The organism is Micromonospora sp. WMMA1947 (assembly GCF_027497355.1).
GTDB lineage: Bacteria > Actinomycetota > Actinomycetes > Mycobacteriales > Micromonosporaceae > Micromonospora.
The window spans coordinates 4,144,863-4,171,292 of record NZ_CP114909.1 but is presented as its reverse complement, the minus strand read 5'-3'; the positions used below and the strand labels follow the sequence as shown (position 1 = coordinate 4,171,292).

Here is a 26,430-nt window from a genome sequence, read left to right as displayed (position 1 = left end):
GCCACCGGAATTCACCGGACCTGCTCGGCGATCTCCTCGAGGGTCGAGACCAGTCGGTCGACGAAGAGACCGATGGTCTCCGCGGTGTGCCGGTTGACGCTGTACCCGACGGTGAGACTGAGCCGGCCGGCGACGACGTACCCCACGACGTCGAGCAGCCGGACGCGGGCGCCCACGTCGCTGCGCTGCTGGCCGTAGGACATCCGTGGCACGCTGAGCAGGTCGCTGCGCAGGAACACCTCGTCGACCTGACCCAGGTAGTTGACGCCCACCTCGGCCTGCGGCATCGCGGCGAGCGCCTCGGCGTCCTGGTCGGTGCCCAAGTAACGCAGCAACCCGTAGTGGCCGCCGTGGGCGGGCACCACGCGGAGCTGCCGGCTGACCTCGGCGACGCCGGACAGCACGGGCGCCGCGACGTCCATCTCCACCAGCACGGGAGCCAGGGTGGAGAACCGACCGACGGTACGGCTCACGTTCAGCTCCCCCAGAGGCAGGTCGCGTCCGTGCCACTCCAGGTCCATGAGCACGCGACGGGTGTCGCCCTGGGCGTCGCGTCCGGTCACCGGCAGTGCCCGCAGCACCGCGGCCGTCAGCGCCTCGCCGAAATCCACCGAGGTGCGTCGTGCGAGGAGGCGGACCAGCGATTCGGTGGTGCGGTGGGCGACCCGCACGGTGGCCGTACGCAGCGAGGTCAGGTCGTTGGCACCCTCGGTCTGGTCGCACCGGACGGAGTCGACGTCGCGTCGCTCCGGAGCCGTCCAGTAGTCGATCTCGGCACGCACCGGCGCACTCTGGGCGAACGCCCGCAGTTCCCGCGTCCAGGCCCGGAACGGACTCGTCTTGCGCGGCAACGCCGCCGCACCGCCCGCTTCCAGCTCCGCGTAGCAGGCGAGCAGGTCCTCGATGACCGTACGCCCGGAGTAGTGGTCGACGGCCAGCCAGTGCGCGAGGAAGAGGAGGCAGTGCGGACGCGGCCCCATGTCGAAGTAGGCCACCCGCAGCAGCGGGCCGGAGCGCAGGTCCAGGCTGCGCTGCCACCCGTCACTGATCTTGATCACCGCGTCCTTCTGGTCCGCGGTGCCCAGTGCCGCGAGGTCGTGCACGGCGAACGGGAGCTCGGCCGCCGGATCGAAGGGGGCGACCTCCGCCTGCCAGTCGCCGTCCGAGTCGCTGAACCGAAGCCGCAGCGCGTCGTGGTGTTCGATGACCTTGGCCAGGGCGGTACGCAGCAGTCCCAGGTCGAGCGGCCGCTGGAGGGACAGCAGGAACGAGGCGTCGTTCCAGTGGTGCCGCTCCGGCAGGTCCTGGGCGAGGAACCACTGCTGCGACGGAGTCAGGTCACTTCGTCCGATCGGCTCCTCCGGCCCCGTCTGGCCGACGGGTGTGGTGGTGGTTGCTTGTTGGGCGATGGTGGGGTTTTGGAAGATGTGTCGCAGGGTGAGGTGGAGTCCGGCGTTGTCGGCGGCGGCGGTGGCGCGTAGGGCCAGGAGGGAGTCGGCGCCGAGGTCGAAGAGGTTGTCGTTGATGCTGATCTTGGGGAGGTTGAGGAGGTTCCGCCAGATGGTGCTCAGGGCGTTCTCGGTGGGGTTGCGTGGGGGGACGTGTTCGTGGCCGCCGCGGTGGGTGCTGGGGTCGGGTAGCGCGGTGCGGTTGATCTTGCCGTTGCTGGTCAGGGGTAGGTGGTCCAGCTCGATGACGGTGGCGGGGACCATGTATTCGGGAAGTCTGCTGCGCAGCCAGTCGCGGATGTCCTCGACGGGCAGGTCGGTGGCGGTGTCCGTCACGACGTAAGCGACGAGGCGTCGGTTGCCGCGGGGATCGCCGTGGGCGGTCACCACCGCGGCGGTGATGTCCGGGTGCGCGGCCAGGGTGGCTTCGATCTCACCCAGCTCGATGCGGAACCCGCCGATCTTGACCTGGAAGTCTTCACGGCCGAGGAACTCGATGGTCCCGTCGGGCAGGTAACGGCCGAGGTCACCGGTGCGATAGAGCCGTTCACCGGTGTCCGGATGCACGACGAAACTCGCGGCGGTGCGTTGCGGGTCGCGCCAGTAGCCCTGGGCGACGCCGACGCCACCGATATACAACTCTCCGGGCACCCAGACCGGACGGGGCTGCCGGTCGTGGTCCAGCACGTGGAAGCTCTGATTGGTCAGCGGCCGGCCATAGGGGATGCTGCTCCAGGACGGATCGACCCGCTCGACCGGGTGGTGGATCGACCAGATCGCCGCCTCGGTGGCGCCACCCAGACTGATCACCGACAGGTCCCCGACCACCTCACGGGCCCGCTCGGGCAGCGACAGCGGAATCCAGTCACCGGAGAGCAACGCCAGCCGCAGCGACGCCGCGTCGGACCCGCCCTGCTGCGCCACCTGCTCGACGAACAACTCGAACAGGGCCGGAACCGAATTCCACACCGTCACCCGATGCCGCGACACCAACTGCGCCCAGCGCTCCGGATCCCGACCGGTGCCCGGATCGGGCATCACCACCACACCACCGGCGGCCAGCATCCCGAACACGTCCCACACCGACAGGTCGAAACTCAGCGACGACACCGCCAGGACCCGGTCACCAGGACCGACCTCCCACCGCCGGTTGACGTCCAACACCGTGTTCAACGCCGCCCGGTGATCGACCATCACCCCCTTGGGCAACCCCGTGGACCCGGACGTGAAGATGACATAGGCCAGATCAGAGGCCGACTGCACCGCCGGCAACGCCGCGTCATCACCATCGGCCCACTGCGACTCGTCGTCGACCGAGAACACCGACAACCCGTCCGGCCACGACAACCGACCAGCCACCGCCTGCTGCGTCAACACCACCCGCACCCCGGTGACCTCGAACAGATGCTCCCGACGCGGCCCCGGCAACCCCGGATCCACCGGCACATACGCCGCTCCCGACTCCAGCACCCCCAACACCGCGACGACCTGCTCCCACCCCTTGTCCATGCACACCGCGACCAACTCACCCGGCCGCGCCCCCGCCGCCCGCAACCGACGACCCACCCGACGGGCACGCCGCAACAACTCGCCATAGGTCAACGACCCCGACGACGACACCACCGCCAACGCCTGCGGCTGCGCCAACGCCCGATCCGCCACCACCTGATGCAACAACCCCGACGGCACCGGCCCCGGCACGTCATTCGCCCGCGCATACACCTCACTCACCGTCGCCGGCAACGGCACCAACCCGCCCGGGGACTCCCACGCCTGCGGATCGGCAACCAACCGCCGCAACAACCCCTCATAGGCGGCGAACGCCTCATCCAACAGACCCGCCGGGAACAACGCCTCCACCGCGTCCCAGCTCACCACCAACGCGTCGCCCTGCTCATAGACCTGACAATCCACATGCACCTGCGGCGTCTGCGACACCGCCTCCACGAACCGACCCAACCCCGGAACCACACCATCGGCGCCCCCGGGCATCGGCCGACCCAACACACTGGTGAACACCACCGGCATCGCCGCCCGCGCAGGACCATGCACCCGCGCCAACTCCCGCAACACCCGCACCCCACCGAACGCCCGATGCTCCAGATCCCGCCACAACTGCTCCTGCAACCGACGCACCCGCTGCCCGAAACCACCCGCCCCGGCCGCGTCCACCTCCAACAACACCAACCCCGTGAAATCACCGATCACCCGCTCAACATCCGGATGCACCGGCAACCGATCCCCCACCGTCACATTCACCGTGAACCGCGGCTGACGCGCCCACACCGACAACACCTGCGCATACGCCGCACACAACAACGCCGACGGCGTCACCCCCGACGACTGCGCCCGATCCCGCAACGCACCCCACACACCCGGCTCCACCCGAAACTCCCGACGCACGAACCGAGTCGGACCCGACACCCCCACCACCGGCAACTCCGGCGCCGGCGGCAAATCCTCCACCCGCCCCAACCAGTAATCCCGCGCCCGCCGATACGTCTCCCCCGACTCCACCTGCCCCAACGACAGAACATAATCCCGGAACGTCAACTCCAACGGCGCCAACTCCACCGCCGGATCCGCATACAACGCCGCCCACTCACTCAGGAAAACCTGCACCGACGTCGCATCCGCGATCAACAAATCCAAACTCAGATGAACCCGCGTCACCCCACCCGGCAAACGCTGCGCCACCAACCCGAACAACGGAAAAGCATCAGCCTTCCGCACCTCATGCGACAAACGATCCCGCACCACACCCACCCGCACCGCCGCATCCTCCACCGACAGCGACGACAAATCCTCCCACTCCACACCCAACACCACACCATCCAACACCTGCTGCCGACCATCACCCCGCACCACAGCCCGCAACATAGGATGCCGATCCACCAACCGACGCAAAACCGCATCAGCCCGCACCACATCAAAATCCACCGACTCAAACTGCACATACAAATGAGTCGACACATCACCCAACTCAAACAACCCCGACCGACCCAACCAATACGCCTGCTGCACATCAGTCAAACCAAACGGCTCACCCCACCCCGCACGATCCACCACCACCACCGGCAGATCGGTCTGGCCGACGGGTGTGGTGGTGGTTGCTTGTTGGGCGATGGTGGGGTTTTGGAAGATGTGTCGCAGGGTGAGGTGGAGTCCGGCGTTGTCGGCGGCGGCGGTGGCGCGTAGGGCCAGGAGGGAGTCGGCGCCGAGGTCGAAGAGGTTGTCGTTGATGCTGATCTTGGGGAGGTTGAGGAGGTTCCGCCAGATGGTGCTCAGGGCGTTCTCGGTGGGGTTGCGTGGGGGGACGTGTTCGTGGCCGCCGCGGTGGGTGCTGGGGTCGGGTAGCGCGGTGCGGTTGATCTTGCCGTTGCTGGTCAGGGGTAGGTGGTCCAGCTCGATGACGGTGGCGGGGACCATGTATTCGGGAAGTCTGCTGCGCAGCCAGTCGCGGATGTCCTCGACGGGCAGGTCGGTGGCGGTGTCCGTCACGACGTAAGCGACGAGGCGTCGGTTGCCGCGGGGATCGCCGTGGGCGGTCACCACCGCGGCGGTGATGTCCGGGTGCGCGGCCAGGGTGGCTTCGATCTCACCCAGCTCGATGCGGAACCCGCCGATCTTGACCTGGAAGTCTTCACGGCCGAGGAACTCGATGGTCCCGTCGGGCAGGTAACGGCCGAGGTCACCGGTGCGATAGAGCCGTTCACCGGTGTCCGGATGCACGACGAAACTCGCGGCGGTGCGTTGCGGGTCGCGCCAGTAGCCCTGGGCGACGCCGACGCCACCGATATACAACTCTCCGGGCACCCAGACCGGACGGGGCTGCCGGTCGTGGTCCAGCACGTGGAAGCTCTGATTGGTCAGCGGCCGGCCATAGGGGATGCTGCTCCAGGACGGATCGACCCGCTCGACCGGGTGGTGGATCGACCAGATCGCCGCCTCGGTGGCGCCACCCAGACTGATCACCGACAGGTCCCCGACCACCTCACGGGCCCGCTCGGGCAGCGACAGCGGAATCCAGTCACCGGAGAGCAACGCCAGCCGCAGCGACGCCGCGTCGGACCCGCCCTGCTGCGCCACCTGCTCGACGAACAACTCGAACAGGGCCGGAACCGAATTCCACACCGTCACCCGATGCCGCGACACCAACTGCGCCCAGCGCTCCGGATCCCGACCGGTGCCCGGATCGGGCATCACCACCACACCACCGGCGGCCAGCATCCCGAACACGTCCCACACCGACAGGTCGAAACTCAGCGACGACACCGCCAGGACCCGGTCACCAGGACCGACCTCCCACCGCCGGTTGACGTCCAACACCGTGTTCAACGCCGCCCGGTGATCGACCATCACCCCCTTGGGCAACCCCGTGGACCCGGACGTGAAGATGACATAGGCCAGATCAGAGGCCGACTGCACCGCCGGCAACGCCGCGTCATCACCATCGGCCCACTGCGACTCGTCGTCGACCGAGAACACCGACAACCCGTCCGGCCACGACAACCGACCAGCCACCGCCTGCTGCGTCAACACCACCCGCACCCCGGTGACCTCGAACAGATGCTCCCGACGCGGCCCCGGCAACCCCGGATCCACCGGCACATACGCCGCTCCCGACTCCAGCACCCCCAACACCGCGACGACCTGCTCCCACCCCTTGTCCATGCACACCGCGACCAACTCACCCGGCCGCGCCCCCGCCGCCCGCAACCGACGACCCACCCGACGGGCACGCCGCAACAACTCGCCATAGGTCAACGACCCCGACGACGACACCACCGCCAACGCCTGCGGCTGCGCCAACGCCCGATCCGCCACCACCTGATGCAACAACCCCGACGGCACCGGCCCCGGCACGTCATTCGCCCGCGCATACACCTCACTCACCGTCGCCGGCAACGGCACCAACCCGCCCGGGGACTCCCACGCCTGCGGATCGGCAACCAACCGCCGCAACAACCCCTCATAGGCGGCGAACGCCTCATCCAACAGACCCGCCGGGAACAACGCCTCCACCGCGTCCCAGCTCACCACCAACGCGTCGCCCTGCTCATAGACCTGACAATCCACATGCACCTGCGGCGTCTGCGACACCGCCTCCACGAACCGACCCAACCCCGGAACCACACCATCGGCGCCCCCGGGCATCGGCCGACCCAACACACTGGTGAACACCACCGGCATCGCCGCCCGCGCAGGACCATGCACCCGCGCCAACTCCCGCAACACCCGCACCCCACCGAACGCCCGATGCTCCAGATCCCGCCACAACTGCTCCTGCAACCGACGCACCCGCTGCCCGAAACCACCCGCCCCGGCCGCGTCCACCTCCAACAACACCAACCCCGTGAAATCACCGATCACCCGCTCAACATCCGGATGCACCGGCAACCGATCCCCCACCGTCACATTCACCGTGAACCGCGGCTGACGCGCCCACACCGACAACACCTGCGCATACGCCGCACACAACAACGCCGACGGCGTCACCCCCGACGACTGCGCCCGATCCCGCAACGCACCCCACACACCCGGCTCCACCCGAAACTCCCGACGCACGAACCGAGTCGGACCCGACACCCCCACCACCGGCAACTCCGGCGCCGGCGGCAAATCCTCCACCCGCCCCAACCAGTAATCCCGCGCCCGCCGATACGTCTCCCCCGACTCCACCTGCCCCAACGACAGAACATAATCCCGGAACGTCAACTCCAACGGCGCCAACTCCACCGCCGGATCCGCATACAACGCCGCCCACTCACTCAGGAAAACCTGCACCGACGTCGCATCCGCGATCAACAAATCCAAACTCAGATGAACCCGCGTCACCCCACCCGGCAAACGCTGCGCCACCAACCCGAACAACGGAAAAGCATCAGCCTTCCGCACCTCATGCGACAAACGATCCCGCACCACACCCACCCGCACCGCCGCATCCTCCACCGACAGCGACGACAAATCCTCCCACTCCACACCCAACACCACACCATCCAACACCTGCTGCCGACCATCACCCCGCACCACAGCCCGCAACATAGGATGCCGATCCACCAACCGACGCAAAACCGCATCAGCCCGCACCACATCAAAATCCACCGACTCAAACTGCACATACAAATGAGTCGACACATCACCCAACTCAAACAACCCCGACCGACCCAACCAATACGCCTGCTGCACATCAGTCAAACCAAACGGCTCACCCCACCCCGCACGATCCACCACCACCACCGGCAGATCGGCGCCGACGCCGACCCGGTCCTCGGTGAGCGCGTCGTCGAGCATCTGCGCCAAGCCGCCGAGGCTGGGTGACTCCGCAAGGTCCACCATGGACACGGACACGCCCAGGTCGGCCTCCAGCAGCACCTGAAGCTCGGTGGCCTGAAGGGACTCGAGGAAGATCGGCTCGTTCGGATCGTCCGGCGCCGGCCGGCGGGTCACCGCCTCGTAGCGCTCGGCCAGGTGCAGGACGAGTTGGTGGCGGCGCTGTGCGGGATCGGCGGCCAGCAGCATGGCGCGATCAACGGAGACGGTCACATCGGTTCCGGCACGATCCACGGCGTCTTCCCCTTCGGGTGTCTGTGTCGCCGCCGCCGGTCGCGCTGGCGGGGCACTCAAATTCCCCACGGTGTCTCGCGCGGGGAGGGCAGGTAATCCCCGGTAAGCGCACGAGAACGTACGCACTAGGCGGCTACCTGCCTGGTACCCGTTGGAGCACGGCACCGGTGTCGACCCATCTACGCCCTCCCCGGGGCTTCCGCCGCCACGACGTGCCGGATGGGATCGACAGTGAACCGACGTCAAATGGGAGGAAGCCTGTGAAACGCGCATCACCGGTCTCGAATCGCCGACGACGACTGCTCAGCCTGCTACCCCTCATCGCGATAGCACTCGCCGCAGGCGCTTTCGTGATCGCCACCCGAACCCAGGCGATTTCCCCGGAAGGCTCGCCGGTCAGCTTCCAGCAGGCGCTTGACGAATACCACAAGCAGCCGGGATCCCGCCGGGACGACCTGGGTAGCCCCGTCCTGCCGATGGCGGCCAGCAGCAAGATCAAGGGCTTCACCGTACCGGCGGCCGGGGTCTACAGCTACCGGACCGAGGGCCACGACTCGATCGAGTACGACGGGGACAGCTACGTCCGACCGTTCCCCGCGGAGACGTACGCCCGGGTCCACCATGCCGGCGGCTGCGTCTGGGAGCTGTACTTCACCCCGATCGAGGAACACACGGACGCCCACCGACAGTGCAGCGCGCCCGGCGAGTACCTCTGTCTGGCGCACATGCAGAAGGTGAGCTTCGCAGGCATCAGCGGGGACGAGACCCACCACTGCCATCCCGCGATGATCCAGGTCGGCGGCAAGGCGAGCTCGGCCGGCGGGGTGGAGGAGACCGTCTGCGAGGCACACGGCAACAGAGCCCGGATCGTGATCAAGTACATCGGCGAGGAGAGCGTTACCGTGGACGGGGTAGCGCGGCCGACGCATCACGTCCGGATCGACAGCTACGTGAAGGGCGCGGGGCTCGACGGCACCGCGGTGGCCGACGCCTGGTTCGACGTGGTGGACGGCCTGTACCTCAAGCTGGTCCGCGAGGCGGATGTGACCGTGGACCGGGACGGCAACAAGGGCACCTACAAGATTCAGGCGTCCTACGAACTCGAGTCCAGGATACCCCGGACCTGAGTTGCCACCGGCCGGATCAGCCCACGCCGGTCCGGCCGGTCCGGCCGGTCGCACCGGTCGCCGCGAGCGCGGCCTGGATCATCATCAGGACCTCGTGGCGGTACGCGTCGACGAAGAAGTGGCCACCCGGGAGCACGTTCATGGTGAAGCCGCCCAGCGTGTGCATCCGCCACTCCCGCATCCCCTCGACCGGGCTCCGGTCGTCCTCGGCGCCGACGATCGCGAGCACGTCGCAGTCGAGCGGATAGGACGGCGTGTACCGGTAGGTCTCGGCCGCCCGGAACTCCGAGCGCACCCGGCTCTCCACGGCGGCACGCAGCTCGGGATCGTCGATGAGATCGTCGCGGCCACCGCCCAGGGTGCGCACCTCGCGCCAGAAGTCGTCGGAGGGAAGTCCGTGCAGCACCGGCCCCGGTGCGGGCACATGAGGCGCGACGTGCCCGGCGGCGACCAGCGCCACCGGGCCGCGACGACCCCTTGCCCGCAGCGTCCGGGCCACTTCGAAGGCGACGAGCGCGCCCATGCTGTGCCCGAAGAACGCCACCGGCTCCGCCGGGTCCGCGCCGATGCGGTCGGCGAGCACCGCGGCGGCGGCCGGCAGGTCGGCCCCGGAACTGAGGCCGACCGTCGCGTACGACATCGGACACACCACGATGCCGACCGGAAGCAGACGCTGCCACGAGCGGTACGTGGTGCTGGCGCCACCTGCGTGCGGGAAGCAGTAGAGCAGCACGGCGTCCTCCTCGATGCCGATCCGGTCAGTCCTCGACGAGCTTCTTGAAGCTCGGTACGACGACGAGCTGGCTGACCACGGTCAACGCGACGATGACCGCGACGGCCCGGAGCAGTGCGGTCTGGGTGCTCCCATCGAGCGGCCCGGTCATCAGCGCGCGCACTCCTTCGATTACGTACGTGAAGGGGTTCCAGCCCACGAGCCCGGCCAGCCAGTCCTGCAACAGCAGGGGTGGGGCCGCGGCGGGGCTGGCGAACAGCAGCAGCACCGAGAGCGGGGCCATGGCCAGCGGCGCCTGCGGGTTGCCGGTGCGCAGCGCGACGACGTAGAAGAGGCCGCCGTAGGCCACCGACCACCCAGAGCAGATCAGCAGGATGCCCAGTACGCCGAGCGGGCCGGACTCGACCCGGGCACCGAGCGCGATGGCGACGCCGAGCACGACGATGACGGCCGGCACCACGCGGACGGCGTCGAACAGCACCCGGGAGAACAGCACCGCCATCGGGCGGGCCGGGGAGAGGCGCAGACGGTCCAGGAAGCCGGTCTGCGCGTCGAGCATGAGAGCGGTGGCTGAGTATCCCGAGCCCATCATGCCGGTGAAGAGCAGCATGCCGGGAGCCATGTACGCGGCGTACGGCGTGACCGGGAAGCCGGGGATGACAGCCATCCGCTCGTAGCTGGAGGCGACCAGGGTGATGACGAACAGCGGGAAGAGCACCGGGAAGACGAAGGCGATGACCGGGCTCCGTCCGCCCTCGCGAAGATTGCGCAACAACAGGGTCCACGTCGTTCCGGCAAGTGCGGTCATCGTGCGCCTCCTTTGCGTCCGGTTGCCAGGGTGCGTCCGATGGCGGCGACACCGGCCGCCTGCTCGCTCAGACCACGGGTGTCGACGCCCTCGCCGGTGAGCCGGACGAAAACCTCCTCGATGCTGGGGTCGACGAGATCGACCCGGGCCATCGGCACACCGGCACGACGCAGCCCGGCGAGCACGTCGGGCAACAGTTCCTCCTGCCCCGACAGGTCGACGTCCAGGGTGGAGTCGTCCATCCGGCATGCCTGCTCCCCGATGATGGCGATGACGCCGGGTAGGTGCTCGGGTCTGGCGTCCTCGACCCGTAGGGTCTTGCCGCCCACGCCCCGCTTGAGGGCGCTCGGTGTGTCGAGGACACTGACCCGGCCGTGGTCCAGGATGGCGATCCGGTCGCAGAGCTGGTCGGCCTCGTCGAGGTACTGGGTGGTGAGGAAGACCGTGCCACCGTCGGCGCGGAACTCGGACACGAAACTCCACAGGGCGCGCCGGCTCTGCGGATCGAGCCCTGTCGTCGGTTCGTCGAGGAAGAGCAGCGTGGGCTCGTGCAGCAACGCCATGGCGGTGTCCAGGCGGCGTTGCATGCCGATGGTGTAGGTGGCGACGTACCGGTCGGCGACCGTGCCGAGGCCGAACCGTTCGAGCAAGGCGTCGGTCCGTTTCCGTCCCTCGACGGCGCCGAGACCGCGCAGACGCGCCATGAGGACCAGGTGTTCCCGGCCCGTCATCAGCTGGTCGAGCGCGGCCTGTTGGAGGGAGACGCCGACCTGGGCCTGGATCTGGCGCCGCGCGCGTAGGGGGTCCAGGCCGAGGACCTGGACGGAGCCGGAGGTCGGCCGGGTGAGGGCGGTGAGGATGCGTACCGTGGTGGTCTTGCCGGCGCCGTTGCGACCGAGGCAGCCGAAGATCTCACCAGCCGACACGTCGAAGGTCAGGCCGTCCAGTGCGACGACGTCGTCGGGGTACATCTTGCGCAGGTCGTGGAGCTCGATGACGGACACCGGACCAGCCTGTCGACGGCAGCGCGTGACGCCAAGCCTCCATCGACCGCGCCTTATGCGGTGGATGGGGGGAACTGGTCGGCCTGCCCGTTCGGTCATCCCGGTCTCCGCGGGCGGTCGACAGCTCCGGCCGGGTCTTCGGGACGGCCCGCTCACCGGTTACACAACGGGCAGCGGCCACGTCGGGTGGCAGCCTACGGAGGGAATCTGATGCCCGTATTTCCCAGCGCCGAGTGGCTCGACGGATACGTCGAGCGGATCAATTCGTCGGAGGAGTTCGAGGACGCCGCACGGACCTTCGAGGCCGACATCGCCTTCGTGTTCGAGGCCGAGTCGGAGAACGGTGTCGCCGCGGACATCTGGTGCCTCGCCACCTTCGGCGACGGCAAGTGCCAGCAGGCGGACTACGACGTCGAGCAGGAGCGTGCCGCCGGCGCCACGTTCGTCATCCGGGCACCGTACTCCCGGTGGAAGGACGTCATCCAGGGTCGCATCGACCCCATCGAAGGCATGCTCGACGGCGACCTGGTGGTGACCGGCCACCTGCCGACCCTGCTGCGCTACGTGCGCGCGACCGACGAGCTGGTCAACCTCGCGGCCAAGGTGTCCAGCTCCTTCGTCGACGAACGACGCTGATCCGGGTGTCGGGGAGCGGACGCCCTTCGGGAAACCGCTTCCCGGCCACCGCCTCAGCTCACCGTGCAGACGACCCGCAGCTCGCCGGCGAGGTACTGCTCCCGGCACCTGCGGCGCTGGCGCTTTCCGGAGGACGTCTTCGGCAGCGTTCCGGCGCGCACCAGCACGACCTCGTGCGGGGCGTACTGCGTGTCTGCCCGGAGCCGGTCGAACAGTTCGCGGGCCAGGCCGCTCAGCGAGTCGTCCCGGCCGATGCCTTCGGCGACGACCACCATTCGTTCCTGCTCGCTGAGGGCGAAGGCGATGACGTTGCCGGCCCGTACTCCGTCGACCCGTTCCGCAGCGTTCTCGTAATCCTCCGGGTAGAGGTTGCGGCCACCGATAATGATCATGTCCTTGATCCGGCCACAGACGTACACCTCCCCGGCACGCAGGAAACCGAGATCACCGGTCCGGAGCCAGCCGTCGAGGAACTGCACCCCGCCGTCGGAAACGTCGCCTCGGTCACCCGGACGCGACAAGTAACCGTCGACGACGCCCGGCCCTCGGACGAAGACCTCCCCCACGGCGTCGTCCGGCAGGGTTCGGCCGTCCGGGTCACGGACCTCGACCTCGGTGTCCGGCAACGGCCGACCACACGAGACCACCGGACGGACCGGGCGGTCGAGGCCGGCGCCGACCGCGAGGCCGGTCGGGTCGAACACGGGCACGGTACGGCGTGGGTCGCCGGTGGACACGACGAGGGTCGTCTCGGCCATGCCGTAGGTGGGACATAGCGCCTCCGGACGCATCCCGACCGTGGCGAGCGTCTCCAGGGTCTCTTCCACCACGTCGACCGTGACCGGTTCCGCACCATTGATCGCCACCCGCAGGGCGGACAGGTCGAGCGCGGCTGGACGCAGTTGCTGCGCACGTGCCGCCAGGCGATAGGCGGTGTTGGGGCCCGCGGTGATCGTGGCTCGGTAGCGGGAGACGATCTCCATCCAGGTGGCCGGACGCCGGAGGAACGTCTCCGGCTCCATCACGACGACGTCGAGGCCCTGGCAAAGCAGGCCGACCACCGAGACGATTCCCATGTCGTGGTAGAAGGGCAACCAGCTGACGTACGTGTCTCCGGGCCGCATCCGCAGAGCCTCGGCGCACCGGGCGATGTTGCCCACGAGCTGCGCCTGCCGCACCGCCACCACTTTGAACCGACCGGTCGTACCTGAGGTGAACTGCAGCAGTCCGAGCTGGTCCCCCTGGGGCGGCGGTGGTGCGGCCGAGGGAGCGTTCGGGATATCATCCATTGCCTGCACAGTCAGCGCGAGGCGGCCACCGAGCGTGGACGCGGTGGACGAGTCGGTCACGAGCGCGGCGGCATCGATGATGGCGAGCCGGTCCCCCACCTCGCGTGCCAGGGTGTCGTCGTCGCTTCGCGACGGCCGGGGCAGGACCGCCACGGCCGCGCCCAGGCGCCACAGCGCGAAGAGCGTGGCGATCATCCGATCGGATGTCGGGGCCAGCACGCCCACCCGGTCGCCGGGTGAGACGCCGGCCTTCGCCAGACCACCCGCCAGGCCCTCGGCGAGGACGTTGAGTCCGTGCAGGGTGTGGCGGGTGGGCCGCAGCCGCGCGTCGAGGAAGGTCAGCGAGCCGCCGTACACCGCCCCGCTGCGCATCGCCTGGGGAATGGAGATCACCGACTGGTAGGGCATGCGGCCTCCGAGTGGTTCCGATCGTGCGGCACCGCTGCGACGGTAGGGGCCGGGGTGGGCACGGCCAAGAGCCACTTCCGCCGTTCCATCGACGTGACTGGACGGACCGCCTGTCCGGCTCCGAACGGAGTGCCCGTTCGGACACCGGTCTGGAATTTGCCGAAGGGTTGCCCCAGCCAGCGGGTGAGTGCGGGGCGGGGATCGACAGCAATTGCCATTTGTGCGGTTGTGTAACGGGGAGTAGCCCGTTACGTTCGTAACGTACTACTAGGCAAACTTAGTAGTTCAGCGCTTTGTGGCACGCCTGGGGAGGCAGGCCACCAGCGGGAGTGCGCGTTTGGCCACGGAACGCGCGCCGCTGGCTGGCGTGTGTGCGCCTCCCCCGGGCCGCCACACCACCGCAAGCACGGAAGCCGACCAAACGGGGGACGACATGACCCGAGGTTTCATCAACGACATTGATCGTCGTCATATCAACGCAACCGACGACCTGATCGTCGCGGTCGCCATTCCCAACCAGGTCGTCCAGCTCGGGCTGACGAGCATGCTCCTGTCAATTCCGTCCATCTCCGACCTCCTGACCTTCGACACGGTCGACGAGCTCATGCACGACCTGGGCGGGCGCGACATCGACGTGGTGGTCCTGCCCTGCCCGAGCGACGACTGCAGCTCGGTCAGTCTCGCCACCCAGGCGGCGACCGCACAGGGGACGAAGGTTCTCGTCCTACTCGACACCAGCGACCAGCAGGATGTCTCGAAGGCGGCAAACCTTCGCGCCGACGGTTTCCTCATCCAGACCGAACTGACCCGCGAACGGCTGCACGAGGCGTTGCACCGGATAACCAGCGGTGAGATGTCCATCCCCTCCACCCTCGCTCGTGAACTGCTCTCGAATGTCCGCCGGCGGCGCAGCGAGAAGCCCGGCCGCGCGGTGCTCCTCACGCCGCGCGAACACCAGGCGCTGCTCCTGCTCGCCGACGGGCTCAGCAACAAGCAGATCGCGCGGAGACTCGGCATTTCCGAGCACGGCGCCAAGCGCCACGTCGCGAACGTCCTGGCGAAGCTCAACAGTCCCAACCGGACACTCGCGGTCGCCATCGCCCTGAAGGAGGGCTTGCTCGCCGAGCGGACCGACAGGCAGTAGACCACCCGGCCGGCCGATGATGGCGGCTTCGTCGCACCGTGCCCAGCACCGCCCGAGGTGCCCAACAGGGCACGACGATGTCCCGCTTCAACCTCGGCACCCGTCAGGCTCTCGCCGGCGATGCCCGCAGAGACAAGGCTGACAGGGTGACAGCCACCGACCACGCCAGTGACAGCACGGTAGTGAAAATCGAGGACTGGTCGCTCGGAGTGCACCGACGCGGCGAGGGACCACCCGTCGTCCTCCTGCACGGACTGCTCACCGACAGCCGTGTATGGCAGCAGGTCATCGAGGACCTGCCCGCCACCCACCAGTTGATCGCCATCGACGCGCCCGGACACGGCAGCTCACCACCGCGCACCGCCGCGTACTCGCTGGAGGAGGAGTCCACCCGGCTGGCGGAAGCGGTGGAGAGCCTAACCGACGGCCAGCCCGCCGTCTGGGTCGGGCACTCTATGGGCGGCATGAAGGCGATGCGGGTCGCGCTGAGCCGACCGGACCTGACCACTGGACTGGTGTTGATCTCCACCCAGCCGTACCGGGAACCGGAGAGCACCGCCGACCCGTACGAGGCGATGGTGGAGGTCGCGATCGCCGACGGAGTCTCCCCTGACCTGGCCCGGCTGATGGCACGGCTCAACTTCGCCCGCGGCTTCCTCGGCACCGACACCGCCCAGCACTGGACCACGCACTTCCGCACGCTCGTCGGCGACGACATCGCGCAGACCTGCTACTCGGTCTACCGCAGGGGTGACATCTCCGATCAACTCCCGAGGATCGACGTGCCCGTCCTTGTGGTGCACGGCGCCGCCGACGTGCCCATCCGGCTCGCCGTCGCGCAGCGCTACGCCGCCGAACTGCCCCACGCGGAACTCCTGGTGTTGGCGGACACTGGCCACACGCCGCCGTGCGAGCGCCCCGCGGAGCTCGGCGCGGCGCTGCGCGAGTTCGTCGCCCGGGTGACCGGATCTACCACCTTCCCGGCCGACGCCGCCATTCGCGCCGGGGCGCACCACCTCGGGCTGACTGAGCCCTCGCTCCCGCCCAACCGCCAAGACGGGACGGTCTAATCGCGCGCCGCGCGGGCACCGACGGCGTCGTGCCGGACGACGAACTCGGCGCGACGCCGCAGCATGACGGCGACCATGGCCACCACCATCAGCAGGTGGCCGAACATCAGCATCGTGTTGGCCACCAGCAGGCCCAGGAGGTACGGACCGGCCAGCAGCGCGAACGGGAGGTACATCGCGACGGCCATTTCGGCGATCGCCGGCCAGCCGTGTCCGCGGTACCGCATCGCGACGGTCATGCCGATCGTCATGTCGATGGCCATCACCAGCGCTGCCAGCAGCGGGAGTTCGTCCAACGGCGTCCAGCCCAGCCTGGCAAGGACGAAAGACCAGACGGCACCCAACGCCACCATGCCGGCAACCATCGCGACGAGCATCTCAAGCAGGTGGCGGAGAAAGACGCGGATCGCGCGTGCCCGCGACGACGGGGAACCGGCGGTGGCACCCCGCATCGGAGCGGTCCCGTCCCCACCGCCGCGCGCACCGGCGCCCGGGACCGGACCGCCGGACGTACCGAGGCGCTTCACCGTGACGCCGATGCGTCGGCATCCGACCGGGGTCGGCTCGCCACGCCGGGCGGGAGGAACGGCTCGCCGTGCGCCTGCGCGGACGCTCCGACGCGATCCAGGTACGGCGTGAGTCCGCCAAGGTGCGTGGGCCAGCCCGCGCCGAGCAGCAGGCACCTGTCCACGTCCGTCGGAGTACCGACGATTCCCTCGGCGAGCATCGCGTGCACCTCCTCGGCGAGCGCGACCGCGACGCTTCGCCGCACCTTGTCACCGGAGCCCCGGGGGGCGTCGGCCACCTCGGCCGGCAGTTCCACCCCGACGAGGTCGGCCAGCACGGCCACCGGTGCGGGCAGCCCCAGGGGACCCAGCGCCGCGTCGGCCCGCGCCGCGCCGCCGGCCGCCGCCAGCGACGCGATCACCAGGCGGGTGAGCAGGCGTACGACGACACCACCCGCCGTATCGCCGACCCGCACCGGCACCTTGCCCAGCCGGCGTGCCAGCGTCCGTACCGCGGCTTCGGTTGCGTCGTCTGTCAGGTCGCCTCGGGCGACCTCGACCAGACCGGAGGTGTCCACCGGTGGCACCAGCCGAATGGCCACCAGCCGCTGTGGACGCTGCAAGCCCCCAGCCAGGTCGGCCACCCGGACGGCTCCCGTCGTGCTGACCAACACGCCGGCATCACCGAGCGCCTCCTCCGCCGCAGCCAGGAGGCCGCCTACGGCGGCCGGGTCATCCAGGCACTCCAGCACCACGTCCGCGCCGGCGAGAGCCCTCACGTCGCCGCTGCTGAGCAGTGCGCGCTGGCGCGCTGCGGAACTGGTGCCTGCACGGTCCGCCCCGACGTGTGCCGTGACCAGTTCGCCGGCCTGCCGCAAAGCACCCTCGGCCGCGACCTCGTCGGCACCGCAGATCACCACCGGCACCTGCAGGCGCCGCGCGCAGAGAGCAGCGAGCCGGGCCGCCCCGACGCCGGTACCGAGCACGCCCACGCGCCGGATGGGGGTCGGCAGTCGACCGTCGAGGGCGGGTCCCGTCGCGGCCCGCACCAGACCGACCGCATAGAGGGCGGCCCGGAACTCGTCGGTCATCAGCAACTCGGCGGTCGTCCCGGCAGCGGCGGCGAAAGCCTCGTCCGCGGGGGTCTTCTCGGCCAGCGCGATGAGGTCGAGCGCGCGGCCCGCCGCCGCCGTGGCGCCCCGGCGAGCGCCGAGGAAATCGTGGCCCTGTGCGACGGCGGCTTCCCATGCCTCCGCCGGCGCTGGCGCGCGCCGTGGCACCGCCGTCCGTCCCCGCAACACCTCGGCCGCCCAGCCGAGAGAGGCACCGACGAAGTCGGCGGCGGGCAGCACCGCGTCGACGACGCCGAGGGCGTGCGCGGTCCGCGGGTCGAGAAGTCGGCGGTCCTGCAGGGGATCCGTCACGATGACCCGTACGGCCCCCTCCGGTCCGATCAGGTGTGGGAGCAGCCGGGTGCCACCCCAACCGGGCACCAGGCCGAGCGCGCACTCGGGCAGCCCGAGGGCGGGTGCCGACTCGGAGACGGTCCGGTAGGTGCAGTGCAGGGACAGCTCCAAGCCGCCTCCGATGGCCAGACCGTTGATGAACGCGAAGCTCGGAACGCCGAGGTCGCCGAGACGCCGGAACAGTGTCTGGCCGTGCCGGATGGTCTCCAGCGCCTGCTCGTGCGTGGTGACGGTCGGCACCATGGCCAGGTCCGCCCCGGTGGCGAACATCATCGCCTTCCCAGTGAGCGCCACCGCGGCTATCTCGCCCGCTACCGCCATCGCCGCCAACGTGTCCAGGGTCTGTTCGAGATTGGCCAGGCTTTGCGGACCGAAGGTGGTGGGACGCATCGCCGGGCCGGGTGAGTCGCCGTTGTCCAGCCGGACCAGCGCCACCCGGCCCGCGTCGGCAGGCAGATCGACGAGGTCGAACGCCGTGGTGGTGACGGTCTCGGTGGGCAGCGGAGGTGCGTCCAGTGTGGTCATGTCGGTGACGCTACGGAGCCAGTCCAGTCGTTCCCAGCGCCGATCGGGTAACCAGAACGGGTACATCGACGCGCCGCCCGAGATGGCTGGTCCCCGGGTCGGGCCCGGTCACCTGGACAGCTCGCGATCTGCCTCCCGCCGCGACGAACGGGGTCGCGGCGGGAGACAGCTCCGGGATGGTGCAGCCGACGGCCGTACGGGTCAGCCACGTGCCGGGACGTCCGCGTCGGCGTCGGCGGGCCCGGCGGGCCCTGCGTCGGCCGGCATGGACTTGCTGCCGAGTGTCTTGGCCGGCACCGCCACGGTCAGCGCGAGCAGCAGCAGCGCCAGCGGGATGCCCCACACCATCACGTCGGGGATGGCGTTGGCCACTTCCGGGCCCGCCTGCGCGTCCGGGCCGAGTTGGCGGCTGAGCAGGTTGCCGAAGAGCGCCACGCCGAGGGACATGCCGAGACCCCGGATGGAGAGGATCGCCGCCGACGTGGCGGCAAGGTCCGCGGGCTGCACGGCGTTCTGCGCGACCGTGACGAGCAGCTGCATGATGAAGCCGACGCCGACGCCCATGACGAGCAGCGCGACGACGACCATGCCGTAGTTGCTGTCGGCGTCGAGCAGGCTCAGCAGCCCGAAGCCGACGGCGATGGCGATCGGGCCGGCGATCAGGAACGGACGTGCGTTGCCGTTGGCGCTGACCCGGCTCCCTGAGAGGAAAGAGGCCACCACGAAGGTCAGCATGTACGGGTTGATGCCGAGCCCGGCCACGGTGGCGCTGATGTCGAACGCGCTCTGCAGATAGGTCGGCAGGAAGACGATCGATCCGTAGAGCAGCGCGCCGAGCACGGCCGTGGCCGGCAGGATGAGCCGGACGGTCGGGTTGCTGAACAGACGCATCGGCACGACCGGAGATACCGCCCGCCGCTCCCAGAAGACGAACAGCGCGAACAGCGCCGCCGCGCCGACCGCCAGGCTCAGAATCGTGCCGGACAGCCAGTCGTAGGTACGACCGCCCCATTCGGTGGTCAACAGCAGCGCCACGACGGCGCCGACCAGGAGCGCGGAGCCCAGGAAGTCGATGCTCGGCCGGCTGGTCGGCCGGGGCAGCCGCAGAGCGAAGGCCACCAGCAGCATCGAGAGCACGCCCAGCGGCAGGTTGATGTAGAAGATCCACCGCCATCCGGCCGCATCCGTGAGCGCGCCGCCGACGAGCGGGCCGGCCAGGCTGGCGATGGCGAACAGGGCACCGACCGCGCCCTGCATCCGTCCTCGGCTCTCCGGCTTCACCAGTTCGGAGAGCGCGATGGTGGGGATCGCGAACAGCGCGCCGGCGCCCACCCCCTGCACGGCGCGGTACACGATCAACTGGCCCATGGTGTCGGCCAACGCGCAGAGCGCCGACGCCACAGTGAAGACGAGCATCGCGATTATGAACGTGCCTCGGCGGCCGAACCGGTCGCTGAGTCGGCCGTACAGGGTGCCGGTGGCCGTGGACGCCAGCACGTACGCGGTGACCACCCAACTGATGTTGTCGATACCGCCGAGGTCGCCGGCAATGTTGGGCAGGGCGATCGACACCACCGTCTGGTCCAGCACCGAGACCAGGATGCCGAGCGCGAGACCGATCACGGCCAGCGGAACGTTGCTACGGCCGGCTCCGGCGCCCTGGTCTCCCACCATGTCGCTCGGAGGCGACGCGGTCTCTTCTCGGGTCACGGTGATCAGCTCCGGGCGTTGGCGAACGGGTTGGGCAGGTCGAATTCGACGCTGAGCAGGTCCTGGTCGATGATCCCGGCGGCGATCGTGCCGCTGGCCGCCGCGACGATCACCGCGGAGACCGGCATCGGGACGGTGGAACGCCGGGCCATGTCGCCCGCGGCGTAGACGCCGGGAACGCTGGTCTGGCCGAATTCGTTCACCTCGACCGCGCTGTCTGGGAAGATGGCGCAGCCGAGCTGCGCGGCGATCGGGGAGCGCTGCCGCAGGACGGTCTTGATGAACATTGCCGACCGCTCCAGCTCCGGGCCGGTCTCGAACCGGATCGCGCGCAGGTCCGGGCCTTCCGCGTGGACCGCGGTGACCCGTTCGGTGCGGACGTCGACACCGGCCTTCTCCAGAGCGCCGGCAATCGGCGGCGGCCACTCGGCCGGGCCGTCGGTGCAGAGGACGACGTCGTCGGTGAAACGGCTCAGGTGCACGGCCAGCCGCACCCGGTCCGGGGTGGCTCCGACCACGGCGATGGGTCGACCGCTGATCTCGTACCCGTGGCAGTAGGGGCAGTGGAACGCGGAGCGTCCCCACAGCGGCGCGATGCCGTCGATCGCGGGCAGTTCGTCGGCGAGCCCGGTGGCCAGCAGCAGTCGACGCCCGTGTTCGACCTTACCGTCAGCAAGGGCGACGGCGAAAGCCTCGGCTCCGTTCCGCTCAACTCCCGAGACCCCGGCCACCCGCAGCCGTACGCTCGGGTAATGACCGAGCTGCTCGGCGCCGACGCGCCGGATCTCGGTCGGCGGCGTGCCGTCCTGTGTGAAGAAGTTGTGGACGTTCTGCGCCGGGGCGTTGCGCCCCTCGTCGGTGTCGAGAACGAGCGTGCTCCGGTGTGTCCTGCCGAGGCACAGCGCAGCGGATAGACCAGCGGGTCCACCACCGATCACGATCACATCAAACACAGCGTGTCCTCCTCGTACAGCGGTGTTGTTCTCCGTTGTCGGCTTGACTGCCCTCCTACTCTGGAATCTCATGTCAACATGAAGTCAAGTGGCACGCCGAAGATGATGACCATTGGGCAGTTGGCCGAGAGGTTCAGGTTGGCAACCCATGTGCTCCGGCACTGGGAGGCGGTGGGTCTGCTCACCCCGGCCGCCAGGGTTAACGGTCGGCGCCTCTACCACCACGAGCACATCGCTCGGGTGACGCTGATCCTGCGCGGCAAGTCCGCCGGGCTCAGCCTGGATCAGCTCCGCGAGGTGCTCGCCGCGCCGAACGGCGTCATGCGGCGCAAGCTGCTGGCCGAACATCATGCCGAGCTGGAACGGCGGATACGGGAGACGGCCGCGGCCAAGGAACTGATCGAGCACGCCCTCGAATGCTCGGCGGACGACTTCACCCAGTGCCCCGCATTCCGCCATCTCGCCGAAGCGGGCCTCGGGACGGTCCCGATCGGGATGATCGGCGGTCCCCGGGGCTGAGCCCCGACGTCCGATCCACCGTGCCGCCTTCCCACGGTCAACGCACGGTGCTGGCCGATCGGGTACCTCACGTTCAGGGGTCGAAGGGCGCTGCCGGTCCCGGCAGCCGCGCCGCACCATTGCCCAATGGCACGGACCGCCATCGCGCGGCGACCAGTGGTGCGGCGGGCGCTGACGTCGTCGCGCCGAGCCGGATCGTCAGTTCCCGGTGCGGCCCGACGAATAGAGAGGACGACATGATCCCGACACAAGACCCTCCGCTGCCCAGCGGCGATGCGGGGGCCACCGCCGCCGTCGTTGAGCGACTGTTTCGTGAGGTATACAACGGCCAGGCGTTCGATCTTGCCGAGCAGCTCTTCGCCGACGACTACGTCAACCACCAGCCCGGCGCCGCACCCGGCATCTCGGGACTACGTCAGTGGGCGTCCACCATGCTGACAATGTTTCCAGACCTCACCGGCACCATCGAGCACATGGTGGTGCAGAACGACCGGGCCATGGTCTTCGTGGCCTGGCACGGCCACATGGCGGGTACCGGCAAGGAACTCAACTCGCAGACCGCCAACCTCTACCGGATCCGGGACAACCGGATCGCCGAGCACTGGAGCGTCTTCGACTATTCGGCCCTGGTGCCGTTCGGCATCACCCCGCCGGACCAGGAGCAGCCGGCCAGCGAGCCGGACTGGCACGCGTCACCGGCCGAGCAGGACAACCTGCGGTTGGTGCTCAAGGTATGGGAAGAGGTGATGCAGAAGCAGAACCTGGAGTACGCGGACGCGCACTACCGCGCGGACTACATCCAGCACAACCGGTTCGCGGCCCAGTCCGGCAGAGGACTCGCCGGCATGAAACAGTTCTTCGCCGGGCTCTTCGTCGCCGCCCCTGACCTGACCGGCACCATCGATCACATTCTGGTCCAGGAAGACTTCGTGGCGCTCTTCTCCCGCTGGCGCGGCCGGGAGGCCACCTCCGGACGCGAGCTGAAGCTGCACACCGCGGACCTACTGCGGATCGAGGACGGACGGATCGCCGAGCACTGGGACGTCTTCGACTATTCGGCGGTGGCGCAGTTCGGCATCATCCCGCCGGCCCGTTAGACCTCGTCAGGGAGCAGGGGGAGCGCTGTGTGGCGCTCCCCCTGCTCCGTGTCGATTCCCGGCGCGGCCCGGAACAACCCTCGTCCCTCGGTCGCGCCCCGGGTCACTCGTGCTCGTACTGCTGGTCCGCCATGGCGAGGGCCCGGTCGATCCGGGCGAGCCCGTCCTCGGCGTCGTCCGCGCTGATCGTGCAGGGCGGCGTGACGTGCAGTCGGTTCAAATAGAGGTTGGGCAGCAGGCCCTGCGCCAGGCAGGCGCCGAAGAGCTGCATGGCGTGCGGGGCCAGCCTGTCGGGCTTCTCGTAGTCGACCCACATCCGGCGGGTCTGCCGGTTGCGGACCAGCTCGATCGCCCACATCGCGCCGAGTCCGCGGACCTCTCCTACCGACGGGTGCCGCTCGGCGATCTCCGCCAGTCGCGGGCCGAACACGTTCTCCCCGAGCCAGGCCGCGTGCTCCACCACGCCCTCCTCCTTCATCGCGGTGATCGCCGCGACCGCGCTCGCGCACGCCAGCGGGTGCCCGGAGTAGGTGCCGCCGCCGGGGTACGGCCGCTGCCGGAAGGTGTCCACGATGTGATCGCCGACGATCACGCCCGCCAGTGGCACGTACCCGGAGTTGACGCCCTTGGCGAAGGTCACCAGATCGGGGCGGACGCCCCAGTGGTCGAAGGCGAACCATCGTCCGGTACGGCCGAACCCGACCATGATCTCGTCGAAGATCAGCATGATGCCGTACCTGTCGCAGAGGTCCCGTACCCCGGCCAGGTAACCGTCCGGTGGTACGAGGACCCCTCCGGAGGTGCCGGGCACCGTCTCCAGCACCACCGCGGCAACAGTCTTCGCACCCTCCTGGACGATGACCTGCTCCAGATGTGCCAGGGCGCGGTCGCACTCCTGCTGCGGGGTGTCGGCGTGGAAGGGCGATCGGTACAGATACGGTCCGAAGAAGCGCGCCACGCCCGCGCTGGCGGTGTCCGTGCTCCAGCGGCGGGGATCGCCGGTGATCTGGATGGCGGTGTTCGTCGAGCCGTGGAACGAGTGGTACGCGGAGAGGATCTTGTGTTTGCCGGTGTGCAGACGCGCCATCCGGATCGCGTTCTCGATGGCCTCGCTGCCGCTGGTGGTGAACAGGACCCGGTTGAGGCCGTCGGGCGCGAGTTCCGCGATCAGCCGGGCTGCCTCGGTCCGGGCTTCGGTGGTGAACATGGGGGCGATCAGGCACAGCTGCTCAGCCTGCGCCTTGATGGCGGCGACCACCTTCGGATGCCCGTGACCGAGGTTAGCGACGACCAGTTGTGAGGAGAAGTCGAGGAAGCGGTTGCCCTGATAGTCCCAGACCCAGGACCCCTCGCCCCCGGCGATAGCCAGCGGCTGGAAGCCCCCCTGGATGACCCAGGGACGGAAGATGTGGGCGGAATCGTCCTCGATGACGTTACGACCTCGATCGGGATCGGGGGCGCTCGGCTTGACCACAACGCTCATGACGATGACGTTACGGACCCGCCACACCCGTTCCCAGCGCCGATCGGGCCACCTGTTTGGGCACGTCGACCGCCCACGGCCGTGGCGGACGCGCCCGGTGACCGCGTGCTCCGAGACTCCGATCCCGCCGTTCTCGAGGAGTGCCTGGATACGGCGGTACACCAGGAAGCTCATCCCCCGGTGGCGGCTGATGAGTTGCCGAGCATCCCGGTGGTCGGCTTGTCGCCGGCGCTGTTGGTACGCCCCTGGCGAAGGTCACCGTCTTCGCGGCCACCGGCATCGTCGTCTGGATAGCTTGGCTGCTGGCACCGTCGTATATCCCTGTCCGCGCCGTTGGACTCGGATGACCGTCGTACTGGCGCTGCTGCTGAGCGTCGCGGCGCTCCCAGTCGACGCGCTGGTCGGCCTACCGCGGATTCTCCGCCGTCGTCGTCGGCGAACCCCACCGAGCGTTCTACGGCAACCAGTTCGGTCTCACCGTGCCACTGTTCGCCCAGTACGGCGTCGAACTGTGGGTACCGGAGATCGGCGGCCCGATCGACCCGGACAACGAGGCCCACGAGCTGGTCATGTCCGTCTTCGGCGGCATGAGCAAAGGTGAACGCAACCGCATCAAGCTGCGCGTCCGGACCGCCATGGCCGCCCAGACCCTCCTCGAAGGCCGCTACCTCGGCGGGCGTCCCCCATACGGCTACACCCTGCAGGACTTCGGACCCCACCTTAACCCGGCGAAGGCAGCCGACGGCAAACACCTACGCGGCCTCACCCCGGACCCGCGGACCGCCCCGATCGTCCGCCAGATCTTCCACGAGTTCCTCACCGGCAGCGGCCTGTACGCCATCGCCCAAGCACTCACCAGCAACCACGTGCCCTGCCCCTCCGCACACGACCGGGCCCGCAACCCCCACCGCAGCGGCATCGCCTGGTCCAAGAGCGCCGTGCGGGTCATCCTCACCAACCCCCGCTACACCAGACGACAGGTCTGGAACAAACAACGCACCGAGGAGGTCCTCGTCTCCAAAGAAATCACCCACCCACCGATCATCGACGAGGCCACCTTCGAACAGGCGCAGGCACTGCTCGCACGACACCGGTTGGGTCTGGACCTTCCGCAACGGCAACGCCGCGCCCGCAACCCGTACGTCTTCCCCGGCCTGATCTACTGCGCCGCCTGCAACCGCCGGATGCAGGGCCAGTACAACCACGGCGCCGCCTACTACCGCTGCCGCTTCCCCTAGGAATACGCCCTCGCCAACGACGTCACCCACCCCCGCAACGTCTACCTCCGCGATGAAACCCTCACCGACCCACTCGACACCTGGCTCATCACCGCGTTCCACCCCGACCACATCCAGAACACGATCACCGCGATAGCAGACGCCCAGCTAGGCGACCACCCATCCCCCACCATCACCGCCGCCAGCGCGACCATCACCGAGTGCGACACGAAACTTCAGCGCTATCGGGCGGCCCTCAACGCCGGAGCCGACCCCTCGGTCGTCAGTAAGTGGATAGCCCAGACACAGGCCGAACGGACCCGAGCCGAAACGGAGCTGCACGCAGGGAACTCCGCCGCACCACGCCGGATGGCCCAGGCATAGATCACCACGCTGGTCGAGGCCCTTGGGAACATCGTCATCGTGCTCCGCGACGCGGACCCCGCCGACAAAGCCGAGGTCTACCGCCAGCTGGGCCTACGGCTGTCGTACCACCCGGAGGCGCAAACGGTGAACGCTGAAACCGATCTCAGCGCGCACCGTGGGCCTATGGGTCGTGTCCGAGGGGGGACTTGAACCCCCACGCCCTATACGGGCACTAGCACCTCAAGCTAGCGCGTCTGCCATTCCGCCACCCGGACCTGCACGTATCAGCCTACCCGGTCGACCAATGTGAGCTACTCACCGCATCGGTCGGCCTGGCGGGCCGCACGGGGCATT

At 68.9% G+C, this 26,430-nt stretch carries 17 protein-coding genes and 1 tRNA gene; 7 read left to right on the top strand and 11 right to left on the bottom strand.

Translation table 11 applies throughout. The features are described from left to right. Positions 1-11: 11 nt before the first annotated feature. On the bottom strand, positions 12-8,015 hold the full coding sequence (locus O7604_RS19850) for a non-ribosomal peptide synthetase (protein WP_281577335.1): 8,004 nt from the start codon (positions 8,013-8,015) through the stop codon (positions 12-14). 260 nt (positions 8,016-8,275) lie between these two features. On the opposite strand from O7604_RS19850, the gene O7604_RS19845 reads away from it, so the two are divergent. Further along, positions 8,276-9,142 (top strand): hypothetical protein, encoded by an 867-nt coding sequence (locus O7604_RS19845; protein WP_281577334.1) that lies wholly within the window; start codon positions 8,276-8,278, stop codon positions 9,140-9,142. Positions 9,143-9,158: 16 nt separating this feature from the next. On the opposite strand, the gene O7604_RS19840 is transcribed toward O7604_RS19845, so the two are convergent. The 3 genes from O7604_RS19840 to O7604_RS19830 are packed head-to-tail and all read right to left on the bottom strand — an operon-like array spanning position 9,159 to position 11,687. Further along, entirely contained in the window at positions 9,159-9,875 is a 717-nt protein-coding gene (locus tag O7604_RS19840; protein ID WP_281577333.1) for an alpha/beta fold hydrolase, read from the bottom strand. A 25-nt stretch (positions 9,876-9,900) separates the two neighbouring features. After that, positions 9,901-10,683 carry an ABC transporter permease gene (locus O7604_RS19835; protein ID WP_281577332.1) on the bottom strand — a complete coding sequence of 261 codons (783 nt, stop codon included), beginning with the start codon at positions 10,681-10,683 and terminating at the stop codon, positions 9,901-9,903. Then, complete coding sequence (locus tag O7604_RS19830; RefSeq protein ID WP_281577331.1) at positions 10,680-11,687, bottom strand: ATP-binding cassette domain-containing protein; 1,008 nt, start codon at positions 11,685-11,687, stop codon at positions 10,680-10,682. Before O7604_RS19830 ends, O7604_RS19835 begins: the two co-directional genes overlap by 4 nt. A 210-nt stretch (positions 11,688-11,897) precedes the next feature. On the opposite strand from O7604_RS19830, the gene O7604_RS19825 reads away from it, so the two are divergent. Continuing rightward, the gene (locus O7604_RS19825; protein ID WP_281577330.1) at positions 11,898-12,323 is read left to right on the top strand and encodes an SCP2 sterol-binding domain-containing protein; all 426 of its coding nucleotides are present in this window, start codon (positions 11,898-11,900) and stop codon (positions 12,321-12,323) included. A gap of 53 nt (positions 12,324-12,376) precedes the next feature. Here O7604_RS19825 and O7604_RS19820 read toward each other — a convergent pair whose 3' ends face one another. Further along, the gene (locus tag O7604_RS19820) at positions 12,377-14,020 is read right to left on the bottom strand and encodes an AMP-binding protein (protein WP_281577329.1); all 1,644 of its coding nucleotides are present in this window, start codon (positions 14,018-14,020) and stop codon (positions 12,377-12,379) included. Positions 14,021-14,453: 433 nt separating this feature from the next. Between O7604_RS19820 and O7604_RS19815 the strand changes: the two genes are divergently transcribed. Both O7604_RS19815 and O7604_RS19810 read left to right on the top strand, forming a co-directional pair. Then, positions 14,454-15,164, top strand: a complete 711-nt coding sequence (locus O7604_RS19815) for a response regulator transcription factor (RefSeq protein WP_281577328.1) — start codon at positions 14,454-14,456, stop codon at positions 15,162-15,164. 146 nt (positions 15,165-15,310) lie between these two features. Continuing rightward, positions 15,311-16,234, top strand: coding sequence for an alpha/beta hydrolase (locus O7604_RS19810; RefSeq protein ID WP_281577327.1), 924 nt, complete (start codon positions 15,311-15,313; stop codon positions 16,232-16,234). Here O7604_RS19810 and O7604_RS19805 read toward each other — a convergent pair. From O7604_RS19805 to O7604_RS19790, 4 genes are all read right to left on the bottom strand, one after another. Beyond that, positions 16,231-16,686 (bottom strand): hypothetical protein, encoded by a 456-nt coding sequence (locus O7604_RS19805; protein WP_281577326.1) that lies wholly within the window; start codon positions 16,684-16,686, stop codon positions 16,231-16,233. The genes O7604_RS19810 and O7604_RS19805 overlap by 4 nt on opposite strands. A gap of 71 nt (positions 16,687-16,757) precedes the next feature. Beyond that, a complete protein-coding gene (locus O7604_RS19800) occupies positions 16,758-18,731 on the bottom strand; it encodes an enoyl-CoA hydratase-related protein (RefSeq protein WP_281577325.1) in 1,974 nt (657 codons plus the stop codon). Positions 18,732-18,932: 201 nt separating this feature from the next. Further along, positions 18,933-20,441: an MDR family MFS transporter gene (locus tag O7604_RS19795; RefSeq protein ID WP_281577324.1), complete on the bottom strand. Its 1,509-nt coding sequence runs from the start codon at positions 20,439-20,441 to the stop codon at positions 18,933-18,935. A 5-nt stretch (positions 20,442-20,446) separates the two neighbouring features. Continuing rightward, on the bottom strand, positions 20,447-21,394 hold the full coding sequence (locus O7604_RS19790) for an NAD(P)/FAD-dependent oxidoreductase (RefSeq protein WP_281577323.1): 948 nt from the start codon (positions 21,392-21,394) through the stop codon (positions 20,447-20,449). Positions 21,395-21,472: 78 nt separating this feature from the next. Between O7604_RS19790 and O7604_RS19785 the strand changes: the two genes are divergently transcribed. Further along, complete coding sequence (locus O7604_RS19785) at positions 21,473-21,913, top strand: MerR family transcriptional regulator (RefSeq protein WP_281577322.1); 441 nt, start codon at positions 21,473-21,475, stop codon at positions 21,911-21,913. A 236-nt stretch (positions 21,914-22,149) separates the two neighbouring features. After that, entirely contained in the window at positions 22,150-23,010 is an 861-nt protein-coding gene (locus tag O7604_RS19780; protein WP_281577321.1) for an ester cyclase family protein, read from the top strand. A gap of 103 nt (positions 23,011-23,113) precedes the next feature. Here O7604_RS19780 and O7604_RS19775 read toward each other — a convergent pair whose 3' ends face one another. Continuing rightward, the gene (locus tag O7604_RS19775) at positions 23,114-24,493 is read right to left on the bottom strand and encodes an aspartate aminotransferase family protein (RefSeq protein WP_281577320.1); all 1,380 of its coding nucleotides are present in this window, start codon (positions 24,491-24,493) and stop codon (positions 23,114-23,116) included. A gap of 479 nt (positions 24,494-24,972) precedes the next feature. On the opposite strand from O7604_RS19775, the gene O7604_RS19770 reads away from it, so the two are divergent. Further along, positions 24,973-25,731: a recombinase family protein gene (locus O7604_RS19770; protein WP_281577319.1), complete on the top strand. Its 759-nt coding sequence runs from the start codon at positions 24,973-24,975 to the stop codon at positions 25,729-25,731. Positions 25,732-26,267: 536 nt separating this feature from the next. Here O7604_RS19770 and O7604_RS19765 read toward each other — a convergent pair. Continuing rightward, positions 26,268-26,351, bottom strand: a tRNA-Leu gene (locus O7604_RS19765). Positions 26,352-26,430: the final 79 nt, after the last annotated feature.